Genomic DNA, 16558 nt, shown 5'->3' with positions numbered 1-16558 from the left:
CTGAGTTGTTCAGCTTAGTTGAGTAAAAATAGGGAAATTTCATGCCTACAGAAAAACCTACCATTATCTACACCATCACTGATGAAGCCCCGGCGTTAGCAACTTATTCATTACTACCGATCATCCAATCATTTACGGCATCGTCTGGCATCAATGTAGACACACGTGATATTTCGCTTGCGGGGCGAATTATTGCTAGCTTCCCTGAACATTTAAAAGCAGGTCAGCGTATCGGTGACGCGCTGGCAGAATTAGGCGAGTTGGCGAAAACGCCCGAAGCAAACATCATCAAGTTGCCAAACATTTCAGCGTCAATCCCGCAGTTAAAGTCCGCAATAAAAGAGCTACAAGCAAAAGGCTACGAACTACCAAATTATCCAGAAGAACCAAGCACGTACGAAGAAGAATCGATTAAAGCAACCTACGACAAAATCAAAGGCAGTGCCGTTAACCCGGTACTGCGTGAGGGGAACTCAGACCGTCGCGCACCACTCTCGGTGAAGAACTACGCGAAGAAAAATCCACACTCAATGGGCGCGTGGTCAGCCGATTCTCAGTCTCATGTTTCAAGCATGGCTGACAACGACTTTTTCGGCAGCGAAAAATCGACGACCATTTCTGGTGCGACTAACGTTAAAATTGAGTTCGTCTCTGCTGACGGTACGGTAAAAGAACTGAAACCCGCATTCCCTTTGCAAGACAAAGAAGTGATCGACTGTTCAGTAATGAACAAGAAAGCACTGGTTGAGTTCTTTGAGAAAGAAATTGCAGAAGCGAAACAGCAAGATGTTTTGCTCTCTTTGCATATGAAAGCGACCATGATGAAGGTATCGGATCCCGTTATCTTCGGCCACGCAGTCAAGGTTTACTACAAAGATGTATTTGCGAAATACGGCAAGCTGTTTGAAGAGCTAGGCGTTGATGTAAACAACGGTATTGGCGACGTGTACGCTAAGATTGAGTCGCTTCCTGCGGACCAAAAAGCGGAAATCGAAGCGGCTATCTTTGCGGTATACGAAACACAACCGGCACTGGCGATGGTGGACTCAGATCGTGGCATCACCAATCTACACGTACCAAGCGACATTATCGTTGATGCTTCAATGCCAGCAATGCTTCGTGCTTCTGGCCAAATGTGGGGGCCAGACGGTAAGCAAAAAGACACCAAAGCAATGATCCCAGATCGTAGCTACGCGGGTATTTACCAAGCGGTTATCGATTTCTGTAAAGAACACGGTGCTTTTGATCCCACGACCATGGGCAGTGTGCCAAATGTAGGTCTAATGGCTCAAAAGGCTGAAGAGTACGGTTCACATGATAAGACCTTCATCCTAGATGCAGCAGGCAACGTGCGTGTTGTAGACGCCTCTGGTGCCGTTCTTCTTGAACAAGCGGTAGAAGAGGGCGACATATTCCGTATGTGTCAGGTCAAAGACGCGCCAATTCAAGACTGGGTCAAACTTGCCGTTACTCGCGCCCGTGCCTCGGGTGCTCCAGCGGTATTCTGGCTAGATGAAGCTCGTGCTCATGATGCGGAACTTATCAAGAAAGTGAATGCCTACCTTCCTGAGCATGACACTTCAGGCCTTGAAATTAAGATCCTTGCACCAATTGATGCATGTAAATTTTCTCTGGAGCGCACCAAAGAAGGTCTAGATACCATTTCGGTAACTGGTAACGTGCTTCGTGACTACTTGACGGATTTATTCCCAATTCTAGAGCTTGGCACTTCAGCGAAGATGCTATCTATCGTGCCATTAATGAATGGTGGCGGACTGTTTGAAACGGGAGCAGGTGGCTCTGCGCCTAAGCATGTTCAGCAGGTAGAAAAAGAAAATCATTTACGTTGGGATTCTCTAGGTGAGTTCCTTGCACTAGCTGCATCTCTTGAGCATTTAAGCAGTGTTACAGGGAATGCAAAAGCCCAGGTACTTGCTGATGCATTGGACAAAGCAACGGGTGAGTTCTTGGACAACAATAAGTCACCATCACGTAAAGTTGGTGAGCTAGATAATCGTGGTAGCCACTACTACCTTGCGTCTTACTGGGCGAAAGCACTAGCAGAACAGACGGCAGATGCTGATTTAGCCGCTGAGTTTGCGCCAGTAGCAGCAGAGCTTGCGCAGCAAGAAGAAGCGATTGTTTCCGAGCTAAACAACGCGCAGGGTGTGAAAGGTGAATTAGGCGGTTACTACGCTCTTGATGATACATTAACGTCCACGTTGATGCGTCCGAGCGAAACGCTAAACGCAATCATCAATAAGTAACCTTGTACGCGCTATTTCGGTAGCGCGTAGTTAAGACTTATAAAAACAATAAACCCGCTTTATGCGGGTTTATTTTTCTCTTCATGAAAGCAGGTAATACGTGCTTTCATGAGAGCAAATGGTTTGTCTTTCTGACAGTGCTCGATTCATTTGGCCTGACATTCTATCGGCACAACGCTACTTGCGTGTGAACCTTTAGGGCCTTTCTCTATCTCGTACGAGACTTGTTGGCCCGCTTTCAGTGTGCGATACCCGTCCATTTGGATAGTTGAGTAGTGGGCGAAAATATCTCCTTCTTCCTCGTCCGAACAAATAAAACCAAATCCTTTTGCATTGTTAAACCACTTTACTGTACCTGTCGCCATGCTTTTACATCCTTCATGCATTTTACTGATGTTGTTACTTCTCCAAGCTATCCCTTCAGCTTGGCCTCATTGTTAGCCATTGCGGTGTTCGTCATAGCTAACACACGTCGAGCGAGCATACCCATATCATCTGGTTGTTATAAATCAACGAAGCCAGAATGAGGATTTATGCATCAACACATTCCAATGTAGTCAATGAATCCCGACAGTCAATAGTGAAACAGAACAATCAGATACAAATTTTAAAATAAATTGTTTTTAAATTGATGAATATGCAAGCTAACTTGACATAGTTTGGCGAAGTTTTGTGATGGTACCTATAAGTCACTGATATAAGCAGGGTGAATGCTAGATTGGGCTGATGCATCGAAATATTACTATTGAGTGAATAAAAAGTATGATTTTTGCAATAATTAGTGATTTCTTTATCACTCTGAGCTTGGCCTTAGAAAAAGTAAATAGAAAGTGAAGTGTGTCTGAGATTTTTGAATTTAACTTCAAAAATATTCTGTGCCAGTGATAGAAATCTTTTATTTGCGCGCCTGCCAGAGGTGCATTAGTCTCTATATAAGGGTGTAAATTTTATCAATCAAATTCGAATTAGGTGCAACGGCTCACTACACCACGTGGTATGGTTATGGTAGATTGTTCTTATAGGTCGAACACATCAACCCTTTGATACGATATCTTTGAAAGCCATGAGTAAAAATTTTGAATGGGTTACTCCAGACTCTGATCTTCTGGAGAGAGAAAGTACAAAAGTTCAGCCGCCAAAGCTTTACAACGTTGTGCTTAATAACGATGACTACACACCTATGGATTTCGTCATAGAGGTACTTGAGAGGTTCTTTTCGCATGATATCGATAAAGCGACGCAAATCATGCTCAAGATCCACTATGACGGAAAGGCAATTTGTGGCACTTATAGTGCAGAAATTGCTGAAACCAAAGTAGCGCAAGTGACGATGTACTCAAGGGAAAATGAGCATCCGCTACTATGTACTATGGAGCAAGCGTAATAAGAAGACTTGCTCGGACAACCCAAGTTGTTCTTTCGGGAGGTACTTATGCTAAATAAAGAACTAGAATCAAGCCTTAACGGTGCATTCGCTCGAGCGCGTGACAAACGCCACGAGTTTATGACTGTCGAACACCTCCTACTTGCATTATTGGAAAATGATGCAGCTAAGGAAGCTCTCCTAGCTTGCAAAGCTGACCTTAATGCTTTGCGAAATGAACTCGATATTTTTATCGACCAGACAACGCCGCTCATTCCGGAAAGCGATGAGACGCGTGAAACTCAGCCGACATTGAGTTTTCAGCGTGTACTTCAACGAGCCGTTTTTCACGTTCAGTCGTCCGGCCGCAGTGAAGTCACTGGGGCAAACGTCTTGGTTGCCATTTTTAGTGAGCAAGAGTCGCATGCCGCCTATTTGTTGAAGAAGAATGACATTTCTCGCTTAGACATTGTTAACTTTATATCTCACGGTATCACTAAGGCGTCTGGCTCAAATGAGGATGCGTCGTCATCCGATTCATTTGGATCTGAGACGCCAGAAGACGTGAATCCAGAAGAACGTTTAGACAGCTTTGCAACTAACCTAAATCAGGTTGCAAAAGCGGGTAATATCGACCCTCTAATCGGTCGTGACAAAGAATTAGAGCGCACGATTCAAGTGCTTTGCCGCCGTCGCAAGAATAACCCATTGCTTGTGGGCGAAGCTGGCGTGGGTAAAACTGCCATCGCGGAAGGCTTAGCGTGGAGAATCGTCGAGGGTCAAGTACCAGAGGTGATTCAAAATAGTGTGATTTACTCGCTCGACATTGGCTCTTTACTTGCGGGTACTAAGTATCGCGGTGATTTCGAGAAACGTTTCAAGTCTGTTCTCAAGCAGCTTGAAAAAGAAGAGGATGCGATCCTGTTCATCGATGAAATTCATACCATCATCGGAGCGGGGGCGGCGTCTGGCGGTCAAGTTGATGCTGCTAACCTTATTAAGCCGCTACTCAGCAGCGGTAAACTGCGTTGTATCGGTTCGACAACATACCAAGAGTACAGCAATATTTTTGAGAAAGAACGCGCGTTGTCTCGTCGTTTCCAAAAGATTGATGTTGTGGAACCCTCTTTGGATGACACGACTAAGATATTAATTGGTCTGAAACCTAAGTATGAGGCTCACCATGAGGTGCGATACACCAACAAAGCGTTGCGTGCTGCGGTAGAGCTATCTGCTAAGTACATTAATGAACGCCACCTGCCTGATAAAGCGATTGACGTGATTGATGAGGCGGGGGCACGAAGCCGCCTAGCACCAGCGAGCCGTCGCAAAAAGACCGTTGGCGTTGCAGACATTGAATCTATGGTCGCGAGGATGGCTCGTATCCCAGAAAAGTCAGTGTCGTCTTCAGACAAAGATATTCTGAAGAAACTGGATGATAAAATGAAGATGCTTGTTTTCGGTCAAGACACAGCGATAGATGCTCTGTCTGAAGCCATCAAGCTGTCTCGTGCGGGTCTTGGTGTCGACAATAAGCCTGTAGGTTCATTCTTGTTTGCTGGTCCTACGGGGGTTGGTAAAACAGAAGTTACGGTTCAGTTGTCGAAGCTGCTTGGCATTGAACTGCTCCGCTTCGACATGTCTGAGTACGGCGAGCGCCACTCAGTGAGTCGTCTTATCGGTGCTCCTCCAGGCTATGTGGGGTATGACCAAGGCGGTTTGTTGACCGACGCAGTGCTTAAGCATCCTCATTCGGTAGTTTTGCTTGATGAAATCGAAAAAGCGCATCCAGATATCTTTAACTTGCTACTTCAAGTGATGGACAATGGTACGCTGACAGATAACAACGGACGAAAAGCGGACTTCCGTAATATTATCCTGGTGATGACAACGAATGCGGGTGTGGCTGAAACCGAGAAAAAATCGATCGGTCTTATTCAGCAAGACAATAGCCATGACGCAATGGCGGAAATCAAGAAAGTCTTCACACCGGAGTTCCGTAACCGTCTCGACAACATCATCTGGTTTAACAGCCTAGATGAAGATGTCATTCATCAAGTGGTTGACAAGTTTATTGTTGAACTGCAAGTGCAGCTAGACGCCAGAGGTGTTTCAATGGAAGTATCGCAAGATGCTCGCCATTGGTTGGCTCATAAAGGCTACGATAAAGCAATGGGTGCGCGTCCAATGGGGCGTGTTATCCAAGAGCAGCTGAAGAAGCCTTTGGCGAATGAACTTCTGTTCGGCTCACTGGTTGATGGAGGCACAGTGAAGGTTTCGCTGGTTAAAGATGAGCTGAAGTTTGAGTACTTAAGCGAGAAAGAAGCGGCGCTTCACTAGTTCTTTGCTTTACTCTAGCTATTTTTTGTTGAAGCCAATAACAAAACGGTTGAAACTAATTGCAAAAGCGCGCGAATAGTCGCGCTTTTTTGTGTCCGAAAATTCTCATTAGGAGAAGAGGCAGACTCGTTAATCACAGACAATAAAAAACGGAGCCATAGGCTCCGTTTTTTATTGTATTCGAAAATCAGAGATTAACGAGCACGGAAGACGATGCGGCCTTTAGATAGGTCGTATGGAGTCATCTCTACAGTTACTTTATCACCAGTAAGGATACGGATGTAGTTCTTACGCATCTTGCCAGAGATGTGTGCAGTCACAACGTGACCGTTTTCAAGTTCAACGCGGAACATAGTGTTTGGTAGAGTGTCAAGCACAGTGCCTTGCATCTCAATTACGTCTTCTTTAGCCATTTAATCCTCTTTAGAAATTAGGCGGTATTAGCGCGCTTATTTTGCCGCTAAACAGTAATTATGTAAAGTTGTGGCGTATTCTACCCTTGCCAACGCTGATTTACTAGCTTTTGGTGTCGTTGAAAGCGAGTTTTATAGTTCATCGCCGGACACTCATCGATCTGATAACCCAAATATAGCCAATGTTTGCTGTGTTGTTGGCAATATTCTAGCTGGAAAAGAACCCCTAACGTTCCAAGAGATAAAGAAAAGTTTGGGTCGAAGAAGGTATAGAATGCGCTTGCACATTTGTCCATTATATCGGTGATGGCGACCGCGAGTAGTCGATCAGTCTCATCATAGATATGAAGAAACCCAGTGGTTAACCAAGTCGTCTTTGCGAACCGAGCAAATTCATCTTCTCTTGGCGGGAACATAGTGCCATCTTTGTGTCGTTCACAGATGTAGCGGCTGTAAATATCGAACCAATTTAGGTCTAGCTCCGTTTTCATCTCCCAACGCAAGCCTTTTCCTTTATTTAGCAAACGCTTTTGACTTTTTGAGGGGATGAAGTCGGCCACTGCAATTCGAATGGGTTGGCATGCTTTGCAGTGCTGGCAATGAGGTTTATAGATAGTGTCTCCACTGCGTCGAAAACCGTTTGCCATCAATAGCTGATAGTTATCTTCTGTGTGTAAGTTGTCGTCGAGCGCCACGGCGACTCGCTCTTTACGATCAGGTAAGTAACTGCATGGATGGTCATTAGTTAATCCGATACGAATGTGTTGGAGATCTGTGCTCATGATAACGCGCCCTGCAAAATCTGTGGTTCAAGCGTGCCCACATTCATTTTCTTATCTCTTAAAGATAGTAGTTTTTGTATAAAATCGTCGCGATCCAGTTCTAACGCGCCAAGTGAAGCAAGATGTGGATTCATGACTTGGCAATCAATTAATTGACCTAGGTTTGTCGCCAAGTGGTCGCAAAGATACCATAATGCGATTTTGGACGCGTTGTCCTTAAGGCTAAACATAGACTCACCACAAAAAAGCTGGCCCACACTGATCCCGTACAAGCCGCCGATAAGCTGTTCATCGTGCCATACTTCTACTGAGTGGCAGTGCCCGTGTTTTGCGAGTTGGGTGTAAGAGGCTTGCATCTCTTCATTTAGCCAAGTTTCTTCTGCTGGTCGAGTACAAGAGCACAGTTGAATAACGCGTTCAGTTGCATTGTTTAGCGTTACTTTATACTGTTGTTTGCGCTGAAACTTTTTTAAGCTTTTTGATGGCTTAAATAGCAAAGGGTCAAAAACTGCTCTTGGAGACGGGCTCCACCATAGAATCGGTTCACCAGGGCCATACCAAGGAAATATACCTTGATGATAACCCTTTAGAATGCGAGTAGGGTTGAGGTCGCCACCAAATGCCAGTAAGCCATTTGGGTCATCCAATGCGTCGTATGGCGACGGAAACAAATGAGAATCATCAAGTTCAGTTAAATAGATAGTCATAAAGAAAACTTTACCAACATCAGAGCCTAGGGGAGCTTATTATGCGCGGAGTAACAATTAATATAAAACGATGGGTAGTGATAATACTTTTTTTACCATTTTTCGCCAATGCCGCTTATGAAAGAAATGTAGCTAAGCCAGTTAACCAAGTGATGTATGGCAAAGTTGATTCAGTGCGATACATAACCCAACAGGATGTTAAGCGGTCTCAAAGTAACGGCTGGGAAACCTTATTAGGGGCGACGATAGGTGGTTTAGTCGGTAACCAATTTGGTGGCGGTACGGGTAGAGAAGTGGCGACCGCAGTCGGTGCACTGGCAGGTGCAGCGGTAGTAAGAAATCGCAGCAATTATGAATACACGGTTGAATATAAGCTCGTCGAGTTATTGGTCAAGGTCAAAGGTAATAAATTGATCAACGTTATTCAAGATGTTGATAATAGTATGTTGTTCAAACGGGGTGACGAAGTGCGAATCCTGTATTTTGATGATGGTGTACGGGTTGATATCGCATATTAAGTTAATGTTTTACGGCCCAATGTTTGAGCTGACTAATTATTCAAAAATTAGCATGGATTTACTCTGGTTTTGTAGAGAATTTTTCGTTAGTCTGAATTTACGAAGAATTATTTAGCTCTCAAATACCTTCAAGTGAGGGCACAAAGGATTATCAACTTTTAATGGAAAGCCTAACGTTACAACCTATCAATAAAATTCAAGGGGAAGTGAATCTTCCCGGTTCCAAGAGTGTTTCAAATCGTGCGTTACTGCTTGCTGCACTAGCAAAAGGTACGACTCGGTTGACCAACCTTCTCGACAGTGATGATATCCGTCACATGTTGAATGCGCTGACTAAGCTTGGTGTTCAATACCACTTGTCAGGAGACAAAACGGAGTGTGTCGTAGAAGGCCTCGGTCGCCCATTTTCTGTTTCAGAGTCTGTAGAACTGTTTTTGGGGAATGCTGGTACAGCAATGCGTCCTCTTGCTGCGGCTCTATGTTTGGGTGAAGGCGAATATGTTCTGACAGGCGAACCTCGCATGAAAGAGCGCCCAATTGGTCACTTAGTGGCAGCTCTGAAGGCAGCTGGCGCAGACGTAACGTACCTTGAAAACGAAAACTACCCACCACTGAAAATTGTAGGCACTGGACTAAAGTCCGGTTCTGTGTCGATTGATGGCTCTATTTCTAGCCAATTTTTAACGGCATTTTTGATGTCAGCGCCATTAGCTGAAGGTGAACTTCGTATCAACATTGAGGGTGAATTAGTCTCGAAGCCGTACATCGATATCACGCTACACATCATGAAACAGTTCGGTGTGGATGTGATCAATAATGATTACCAAGAGTTTGTGATCCCTGCTGGCCAACAATACATCGCACCGGGTGATTTTTTAGTGGAAGGTGATGCATCGTCTGCTTCTTACTTCTTGGCCGCAGCTGCTATTAAAGGCGGTGAAGTTAAAGTGACTGGCATAGGTAAAAACAGCATCCAAGGCGACATCCGGTTTGCTGATGCGCTAGAAAAAATGGGCGCAGAAATTGAATGGGGTAATGATTACGTTATCTCTCGCGTGGGTCAATTGAAAGGCATTGATATGGATTATAACCATATTCCTGATGCAGCAATGACCATAGCGACCACGGCACTGTTTGCCGAAGGCACGACCGCAATACGTAACGTGTATAATTGGCGAGTAAAAGAGACTGACCGTCTATCAGCAATGGCGACTGAATTGCGTAAAGTCGGCGCAGAGGTGGAAGAGGGCGAAGATTACATCATAGTGAAACCTGTACCTCAGCTCGAACACGCTGCGATTGATACCTACGATGATCACCGTATGGCAATGTGTTTCTCGTTGGTGGCGCTGAGCGACACGCCTGTGACAATTAATGATCCTAAGTGTACGTCGAAAACGTTTCCGGATTACTTTGATAAGTTGAGCTCATTGAGCTGCTAATTTGCCTTTTAAAAAAGGAGAAGCCAGAGGTGTACTCTGGCTTTTTTATTGAATATTTAGTGCTTACTTGTTCAATGTAAACGCCTTTGAAAGGTGGAGCGCTAAGTACTTAAACATATTGAATACGGCTGTTGTGTTGGGTGTTGGAAGACCTTTTTCATCGAGGAAGTATTCACCTTTAAATACCAACACACCGTCTTTTTCTTCTACACTTGTCGCACGCATACCTTCGATGTAATCTTCGTGATCTTGAATGATTTGGTTTGCAATTAAAAGAAGGTCGAATTCTCCAATACATTTTTTGTCAGACATGGCGCTCTCGTTATTCAATGAAACTCGTGTTGGTGAAGTATACCCACAAATGTCATGGTTTTGCATACCTAAATCTCTGATTGCGAGCTTGCTCTTCGCGCCTTCGATAGAAGATGGTCGAGATTGAATATCTTGGAAATAGAGTGGATCTTAGCCGTGGGCTGAGGTTATGCTCTGAACGCGAGAGGAAAAATATTTGTGATGTGAGGCATAATTTATTGAATCCGACTAGTGAGAAAAATAATTGCCTGCTTAGTATATGCCGCTCAAGGCCTTATTAGAATCTCGCTTCGTCAACATGCAAAGGCGATGAATTGTCAACCAATCGGGTCTGAATTTCAAAAAAGCAGTTGATCTTCTTTTCATCTCGCACAATAGTAAAAAAAGAAGCAATCAAATAGAACATTATGCGGGTAACCTCTTCTGAGGTCATTTACCCGCATTATAATGAAGGACGTTAGAGTCAGTTATGGGTAAATCGCTCGTTATAGTGGAATCACCAGCCAAGGCTAAGACGATAAATAAATATCTTGGAAAAGACTTTATTGTTAAATCTAGTGTCGGTCACGTGCGTGACCTGCCTACGGCCGGACAAAGCACTGGTGAGAAAAAAGCCGCTGCCATTTCTACGAAAGGAATGAGCCCGGAAGAGAAAGCGCGTGTCAAAAAAGAAAAAGATCGTAAAGCGCTAATCAAAAAAATGGGGATCAACCCATATCATGACTGGGATGCGAATTATCAAATCCTTCCAGGCAAGGAAAAAGTCGTTAGCGAACTACAAAAATTAGCCAAAGATGCTGATTTTGTTTACCTCGCAACCGATTTGGACCGCGAGGGAGAAGCTATCGCATGGCACCTTCGTGAGATCATCGGTGGCGATGAAGAGCGATACAAACGCGTGGTATTTAACGAGATTACCAAGAATGCAATTCAACAAGCTTTCCAAACGCCCGGTGAGCTCAACATGGATGGTGTAAACGCACAGCAAGCGCGTCGGTTCATGGATCGCGTGGTGGGTTTCATGGTTTCTCCATTGCTATGGAAGAAAGTGGCGCGTGGTCTGTCCGCAGGCCGCGTACAGTCAGTAGCGGTTAAGCTGCTGGTTGAGCGTGAGCGTGAAATTAACGCTTTCATTCCTGAAGAGTTTTGGGATATCAACGCGAACACGCACACCAAAGATAAGGTTGCATTCAGACTTCTTGTTGCGCAAAAAGATGGCGTTGCGTTTAAGCCAGTGAACGAGACAGAAGCCAAAGCTGCGCTATCTGAGCTGGAAAAGGCGAGCTACGAAGTATGTAAGCGTGAAGACCGTCCAACAAAGAGCAAGCCGTCTGCACCGTACATCACTTCAACGCTGCAGCAAGCCGCAAGTACTCGTCTTGGTTACGGTGTGAAAAAGACAATGATGCTGGCACAGCGCTTGTACGAAGCGGGTTACATCACTTATATGCGTACTGACTCTACTAATTTGAGTGCGGAAGCTGTGGATGCCGTTCGTGGATTCATTGGTTCTGAATATGGTGACAAATATCTTCCTTCTAAGCCGCTTAAATATGGCAGCAAAGAGGGTGCGCAAGAGGCACACGAAGCGATTCGTCCATCTGATGTTGTTGTGAAAGCGGAAGATCTACAAGGTGTTGATGCAGACGCACATAAACTTTACTCATTGATCTGGAATCAGTTTGTTGCATGTCAAATGACGCCAGCAGAATACGACTCGACGACAATCAGTGTCAAAGCGGCGGAATACACGCTTAAAGCGAAAGGTCGTATTCTTAAGTTTGATGGTTGGACTCGCGTACAACGTCCAATGGGCAAAAACGAAGATACGATTCTTCCAGCTGTTCAACTAGGCGATAAGCTTTCTCTAGAGTCACTAGAGCCTAAGCAGCACTTTACTAAGCCACCAGCGCGTTTCACAGAAGCAGCACTGGTTAAAGAACTAGAGAAGCGTGGCATCGGCCGTCCTTCTACTTATGCTTCAATTATCTCCACGATCCAAGACCGCGGTTACGTTAAAGTCGAGCAGCGTCGTTTTTACGCAGAGAAGATGGGAGAGATCGTCTCTGATCGTCTTGATGACAGCTTTAACGACCTAATGAACTACGACTTTACTGCTCGTATGGAACAAAAACTTGACCAAATCGCCGAAGGCGATGTGATGTGGAAAGATGTCCTAGACAACTTTTTCACTGACTTCACTGGTGACCTCGAGAAAGCAGAACAAGACGAAAACGAAGGTGGCATGAAGCTTAACCACATCGTTGAGACAGACATTGAGTGTCCGACTTGTAGCCGTCCAATGGGTATTCGTACCGCATCTACAGGGGTATTCCTTGGCTGCTCTGGCTATGCATTGCCTCCGAAAGAGCGTTGTAAGACAACCATCAACCTAGGTGACGAAGATGGCATCATCAACGTTCTAGAAGAAGATGTGGAAACCGCTGCACTGCGTGCCAAGAAGCGTTGTCCTATCTGTGAAACTGCGATGGATGCGTATCTGATTGACGATAAGCGCAAAATGCATGTTTGTGGTAACAACCCGAACTGTGAAGGCTACGTTGTTGAACACGGCGAGTTTAAAGTGAAGGGCTACGATGGTCCGGTTGTTGAGTGTGATAAGTGTGGCACTGATATGGTGCTGAAAACTGGCCGCTTTGGTAAATACATGGATTGTACGAGTGAAACATGTAAGAACACTCGTAAAATTTTGAAGAATGGTGAAGTTGCGCCTCCAAAAGAAGATCCAGTTCATTTCCCTGAGCTACCGTGTGAAAACTCAGACGCTTACTTTGTTCTGCGTGATGGCGCTTCTGGTCTGTTTATGGCAGCGAGCAATTTCCCTAAATCACGTGAAACACGTGCTCCCTTGGTATCTGAACTTGCTCGTTTTGAAGAACGTCTTCCTGAGAAGTTTAAGTATCTGACTACAGCGCCAGCTGCTGACCCTGATGGTCGCCCTGCAGTGATACGTTTTAGTCGTAAGAGCAAGGAAAACTACGTGCGTACCGAAGACAATGGTAAACCAAGCGGTTGGACAGCATTGTTTATCGATGGCAAGTGGGAAATCACAGATAAGCGCAAAAAAGCCAAAGCCTAAACATCTCGTTTCAATGAATGAGGCAGCGATATCGCTGCCTTTTTTTTGCCTGTTATTCGAAAGTCACCCTGCCTAGCTATGTCATCCCTCCAAATTTTCTCTATTTTGTTTTCATCGTTAGTTCAAAGTCTATAAGTAACCTTTCGCAAATCTGCACTTGGGTAGTTAATCCGTTTGTAAATTGTTTTCACAATGTAATGGCTTACTCACCGATATGTGATCGATATACCGTATTGAGTAAGCAACATCTGTATATTGCACAGTATGGCATATTTTAAATTGTAATTTAATTCCAGTCCGATAACGTATAGCGAAGCAAATGCAACTGAGTGCAGCTTGCTGTTACAAGCATAGAGGACAACTAACGGGTTGGTGTACGAGGGTGTTCGATGGTTTTTTGTACTTGTGCTGTAAGGGTTCGCAGAAACTTGTTAGTACGTCACGACTAATGTTTTAACTTGACTCACTGAGTTCTGCTCATATCAAGTGATTACCAGTTACAAGCTACAATTTTATATGGAGAATAACGAATGGCTGGTGTTTTGGGAATGATTCTTGCGGGTGGTGAAGGCTCTCGCCTGAGGCCTTTGACAGAATCCCGCAGTAAACCTTCGGTCCCTTTCGGTGGGAGCTATCGACTGATTGATTTCGCTTTAAATAACTTCGCAAATGCGGATCTCATGCGAATTTACGTCCTTACTCAATTTAAATCTCAATCTCTTTTCCATCACTTAAAAAAAGGATGGAACATCAATGGTATTACCGACCGTTTTATCGACCCAATTCCTGCGCAAATGCGTACCGGTAAGCGTTGGTATGAAGGTACCGCGGACGCCATCTATCAAAACCTGCGGTTTATGGAGCTGGCCGAACCGGAGCAAGTCTGCATCTTCGGTTCAGATCATATTTACAAAATGGACATCAAGCAGATGTTGGCTTTTCATCAGGAGAGAGAGGCGTCGTTGACGGTTTCAGCACTGAGAATGCCGCTTTCAGAAGCGTCTCAATTTGGTGTGATCGAAGTCGACAACCAAGGTCGTATGATTGGCTTTGAAGAGAAGCCGGCCCATCCTAAATCTATTCCTGGTGACCCAAAACACGCGCTCGTTTCGATGGGGAACTATGTTTTTGAAGCTAAGGTTTTGTTTGCCGAACTCATTGAGGATGCAGACAACGAGGCCTCTTCTCATGACTTCGGCAAGGACATTATTCCTAAAATGTTCCCACGTGGTGATGTTTTCGTTTATGACTTCAGTACCAACCGCATCACTGGTGAGAGAGAAGAGGTTTACTGGCGTGATGTCGGTTCGATTGACGCGTACTGGCAAGCCCATATGGACTTGTTGGAGAAGGATGCTCCGTTTTCGCTATACAACCGAAAATGGCCACTGCATACCTATTACCCACCATTACCGCCTGCCACGTTTACTGACTCAGACAATGGTCGAGTTCAAATCATCGACAGCTTGGTATGCAGTGGCAGTTACGTGCGCGGCTCTCGTATTGAGAAGTCAGTACTTGGGTTCCGAAGCAACATCGCTTCGGCCTGTGATATTAGCCAGTGCATTTTGCTCGGTGACGTGAAGGTTGGAGAGGGTTGTGTTCTTCACCGTGTGATCGTCGACAAAAATGCGGATATCGCGCCGGGCACACAAATTGGTGTAAATCTACAAGAAGATAAAAAACACTACCACGTGTCGGATGATGGTATTGTTGTTATTCCAAAAGGGGCGCGTGTTGGCTACTGACAATTTATCTGTTTTGTTTGTAGCGTCTGAAGTTGAAGGGCTGATCAAAAGTGGTGGTCTGGCTGATGTCGCCAAGGCGCTACCAAAGGCCCTTCGTGACCTTCAGCAAGACGTACGAATTGCTATACCTGCCTATACTGGCATTGAGCAGCTCTCACAAGCAGAGACGGTACTGGAGGCTGATTTGACGTGTTGGCCTTACACGTCCTATCGTGTCCTCAGATTAACCTTGGGAGAGACGCCCGTTTACTTGATTGATTGCCCACCCTATTTCAATCGTCCTTCCATGTACGCAGAAAGTAATCAAGCTTACCCGGATAACGGTGAGCGCTTTGCGTTTTTTAGCGCAGCCTGCCTTGATATGCTGCCTAAGCTTGGCTTTCAACCAGATATTGTTCACGCTAACGACTGGCACACAGGATTAGTTCCATTCTTACTCAAGCATCGCTATGCTAACGATGCCTTCTTTGCCAATACGCGCAGTGTTATCTCTATTCATAATGCAGTATTCAAAGGGGTATTTAGTTATGATGATCTCCAGTGTCTCCCGGAGTTTCATAGTCGGAATGTGCCAAATGCGTCAGTCAGTGAAACACACATTGCTATGTTAAAAGCCGGGGTGATGAGTGCAGATAAAATTAATGCAGTCAGCCCGACGTATGCACAAGAGTTGAAAACCGAGCTTGGTAGCCATGGTATGGCGTGGGAATTTCAACAACGTGGTCATGATTTAGTTGGAATACTTAACGGTTGTGATTACAGTGCGTGGAACCCAGAAACTGACCTTAATTTGCCGTTGAACTACAAAGCCAATCGACAAAGTATGGTACGTGGCAAGAATGCTTGTAAGAAAGCTCTGCAAGAGAAACTGGGACTTGAAATGTCAAGTGGTGCCATGTTTGGTATGGTGTGCCGTCTTACCCAGCAAAAAGGCATCCACTATCTGTTGCCTGCACTGGCGGACTTTCTAAAGCATGATGTTCAACTTGTTGTGGTTGGCACTGGGGATCTGGTCCTTGCCGCTCAACTAAGAGAAATTGCAGCGCGCTTTGCGGATAAGTTTGTTTTTGTTGAAGCTTATGACAACGAGCTGGCGCATTTGGTCGAAGCTGGCTCTGATTTCTTCCTAATGCCCTCAGAATTTGAGCCTTGTGGTTTAAATCAAATCTACAGCATGGCTTATGGTACCTTGCCCATCGTTCGTGGGGTAGGTGGCTTAAAAGACAGTGTGAATGACTACGATGAAGACCCAACCAATGCGACTGGTTTTGTTTTCTATGATCCGACGCCACAAGGATTGCTACTTACTATGCTTCGAGCATTATTGCTGTATGAACAAAATATGAGAGAAGTAAGGCGAATACAACTGCATGCTATGCAAAAAGATTTTTGTTGGCGCAAAGCGGCTGAAGAGTATTTGCTGCTATACAGAGCCGCATTAAATTGACGGAAATTTTTTAGAAATTGTAACCAAAGGCACCAAATTGGGTGCCTTTGTTACTCGCGTCTTATGAGAGTGTGGTAGGATTTAATTCCGTTCACAAACAAACCTTCTCATACAGGTAC

13 protein-coding genes are annotated in these 16558 nt (G+C 44.9%); 8 read left to right on the top strand and 5 right to left on the bottom strand.

Annotated elements, in window-relative coordinates:
- The first annotated feature begins 41 nt into the window (after positions 1-41).
- The gene (locus AND4_RS09555; protein WP_009842762.1) at positions 42-2267 is read left to right on the top strand and encodes an NADP-dependent isocitrate dehydrogenase; all 2226 of its coding nucleotides are present in this window, start codon (positions 42-44) and stop codon (positions 2265-2267) included.
- A 146-nt stretch (positions 2268-2413) separates the two neighbouring features.
- On the opposite strand, the gene cspD is transcribed toward AND4_RS09555, so the two are convergent.
- Positions 2414-2632, bottom strand: a complete 219-nt coding sequence (cspD, locus tag AND4_RS09550) for a cold shock domain-containing protein CspD (protein ID WP_009842761.1) — start codon at positions 2630-2632, stop codon at positions 2414-2416.
- Between the two features lie 698 nt (positions 2633-3330).
- Between cspD and clpS the strand changes: the two genes are divergently transcribed.
- Together clpS and clpA are read left to right on the top strand one after the other, a co-directional pair.
- On the top strand, positions 3331-3651 hold the full coding sequence (gene clpS / locus AND4_RS09545) for an ATP-dependent Clp protease adapter ClpS (protein ID WP_009842760.1): 321 nt from the start codon (positions 3331-3333) through the stop codon (positions 3649-3651).
- Between the two features lie 48 nt (positions 3652-3699).
- Positions 3700-5970, top strand: a complete 2271-nt coding sequence (gene clpA, locus AND4_RS09540; protein WP_009842759.1) for an ATP-dependent Clp protease ATP-binding subunit ClpA — start codon at positions 3700-3702, stop codon at positions 5968-5970.
- A gap of 194 nt (positions 5971-6164) precedes the next feature.
- Here clpA and infA read toward each other — a convergent pair whose 3' ends face one another.
- From infA to aat, 3 genes are all read right to left on the bottom strand, one after another.
- Positions 6165-6383, bottom strand: coding sequence for a translation initiation factor IF-1 (infA, locus tag AND4_RS09535; RefSeq protein WP_001040192.1), 219 nt, complete (start codon positions 6381-6383; stop codon positions 6165-6167).
- An 80-nt stretch (positions 6384-6463) separates the two neighbouring features.
- Positions 6464-7165 (bottom strand): arginyltransferase, encoded by a 702-nt coding sequence (locus AND4_RS09530; protein ID WP_009842758.1) that lies wholly within the window; start codon positions 7163-7165, stop codon positions 6464-6466.
- The gene (gene aat / locus AND4_RS09525) at positions 7162-7872 is read right to left on the bottom strand and encodes a leucyl/phenylalanyl-tRNA--protein transferase (RefSeq protein WP_009842757.1); all 711 of its coding nucleotides are present in this window, start codon (positions 7870-7872) and stop codon (positions 7162-7164) included. Before aat ends, AND4_RS09530 begins: the two co-directional genes overlap by 4 nt.
- 41 nt (positions 7873-7913) lie before the next feature.
- Here aat and AND4_RS09520 point away from each other — a divergent pair, with 41 nt between their 5' ends.
- Positions 7914-8390 carry a glycine zipper 2TM domain-containing protein gene (locus AND4_RS09520; protein ID WP_009842756.1) on the top strand — a complete coding sequence of 159 codons (477 nt, stop codon included), beginning with the start codon at positions 7914-7916 and terminating at the stop codon, positions 8388-8390.
- Positions 8391-8551: 161 nt separating this feature from the next.
- Positions 8552-9832 carry a 3-phosphoshikimate 1-carboxyvinyltransferase gene (gene aroA, locus AND4_RS09515; RefSeq protein ID WP_009842755.1) on the top strand — a complete coding sequence of 427 codons (1281 nt, stop codon included), beginning with the start codon at positions 8552-8554 and terminating at the stop codon, positions 9830-9832.
- A 63-nt stretch (positions 9833-9895) separates the two neighbouring features.
- Here the strand turns inward: aroA and AND4_RS09510 are convergent, their stop codons facing one another.
- Entirely contained in the window at positions 9896-10144 is a 249-nt protein-coding gene (locus tag AND4_RS09510; protein ID WP_009842754.1) for a YciN family protein, read from the bottom strand.
- Positions 10145-10613: 469 nt separating this feature from the next.
- Between AND4_RS09510 and topA the strand changes: the two genes are divergently transcribed.
- The 3 genes from topA to glgA all read left to right on the top strand — a co-directional run bounded on the left by topA (position 10614) and on the right by glgA (position 16439).
- The gene (gene topA, locus AND4_RS09505; RefSeq protein WP_009842753.1) at positions 10614-13244 is read left to right on the top strand and encodes a type I DNA topoisomerase; all 2631 of its coding nucleotides are present in this window, start codon (positions 10614-10616) and stop codon (positions 13242-13244) included.
- A 530-nt stretch (positions 13245-13774) separates the two neighbouring features.
- A complete protein-coding gene (gene glgC, locus AND4_RS09500; protein ID WP_009842752.1) occupies positions 13775-14992 on the top strand; it encodes a glucose-1-phosphate adenylyltransferase in 1218 nt (405 codons plus the stop codon).
- Entirely contained in the window at positions 14982-16439 is a 1458-nt protein-coding gene (gene glgA / locus AND4_RS09495; protein ID WP_009842751.1) for a glycogen synthase GlgA, read from the top strand. Before glgC ends, glgA begins: the two co-directional genes overlap by 11 nt.
- Positions 16440-16558 lie beyond the last annotated feature (119 nt).

It is taken from the genome of Vibrio sp. AND4, from assembly GCF_000171815.1.
Classification (GTDB): Bacteria; Pseudomonadota; Gammaproteobacteria; order Enterobacterales; family Vibrionaceae; genus Vibrio.
The sequence above is the reverse complement of the archived record's forward strand: the minus strand, read 5'-3'. Positions and strand labels throughout refer to the sequence as shown.

Bases quoted from the DNA above. Each gene is read 5' to 3' on its own strand.
- AND4_RS09555 (WP_009842762.1), top strand. From the start codon at position 42: ATGCCTACAGAAAAACCTACCATTATCTACACCATCACTGATGAAGCC.
- cspD (WP_009842761.1), bottom strand. From the start codon at position 2,632: ATGGCGACAGGTACAGTAAAGTGGTTTAACAATGCAAAAGGATTTGGT.
- clpS (WP_009842760.1), top strand. From the start codon at position 3,331: ATGAGTAAAAATTTTGAATGGGTTACTCCAGACTCTGATCTTCTGGAG.
- clpA (WP_009842759.1), top strand. From the start codon at position 3,700: ATGCTAAATAAAGAACTAGAATCAAGCCTTAACGGTGCATTCGCTCGA.
- infA (WP_001040192.1), bottom strand. From the start codon at position 6,383: ATGGCTAAAGAAGACGTAATTGAGATGCAAGGCACTGTGCTTGACACT.
- AND4_RS09530 (WP_009842758.1), bottom strand. From the start codon at position 7,165: ATGAGCACAGATCTCCAACACATTCGTATCGGATTAACTAATGACCAT.
- aat (WP_009842757.1), bottom strand. From the start codon at position 7,872: ATGACTATCTATTTAACTGAACTTGATGATTCTCATTTGTTTCCGTCG.
- AND4_RS09520 (WP_009842756.1), top strand. From the start codon at position 7,914: ATGCGCGGAGTAACAATTAATATAAAACGATGGGTAGTGATAATACTT.
- aroA (WP_009842755.1), top strand. From the start codon at position 8,552: ATGGAAAGCCTAACGTTACAACCTATCAATAAAATTCAAGGGGAAGTG.
- AND4_RS09510 (WP_009842754.1), bottom strand. From the start codon at position 10,144: ATGTCTGACAAAAAATGTATTGGAGAATTCGACCTTCTTTTAATTGCA.
- topA (WP_009842753.1), top strand. From the start codon at position 10,614: ATGGGTAAATCGCTCGTTATAGTGGAATCACCAGCCAAGGCTAAGACG.
- glgC (WP_009842752.1), top strand. From the start codon at position 13,775: ATGGCTGGTGTTTTGGGAATGATTCTTGCGGGTGGTGAAGGCTCTCGC.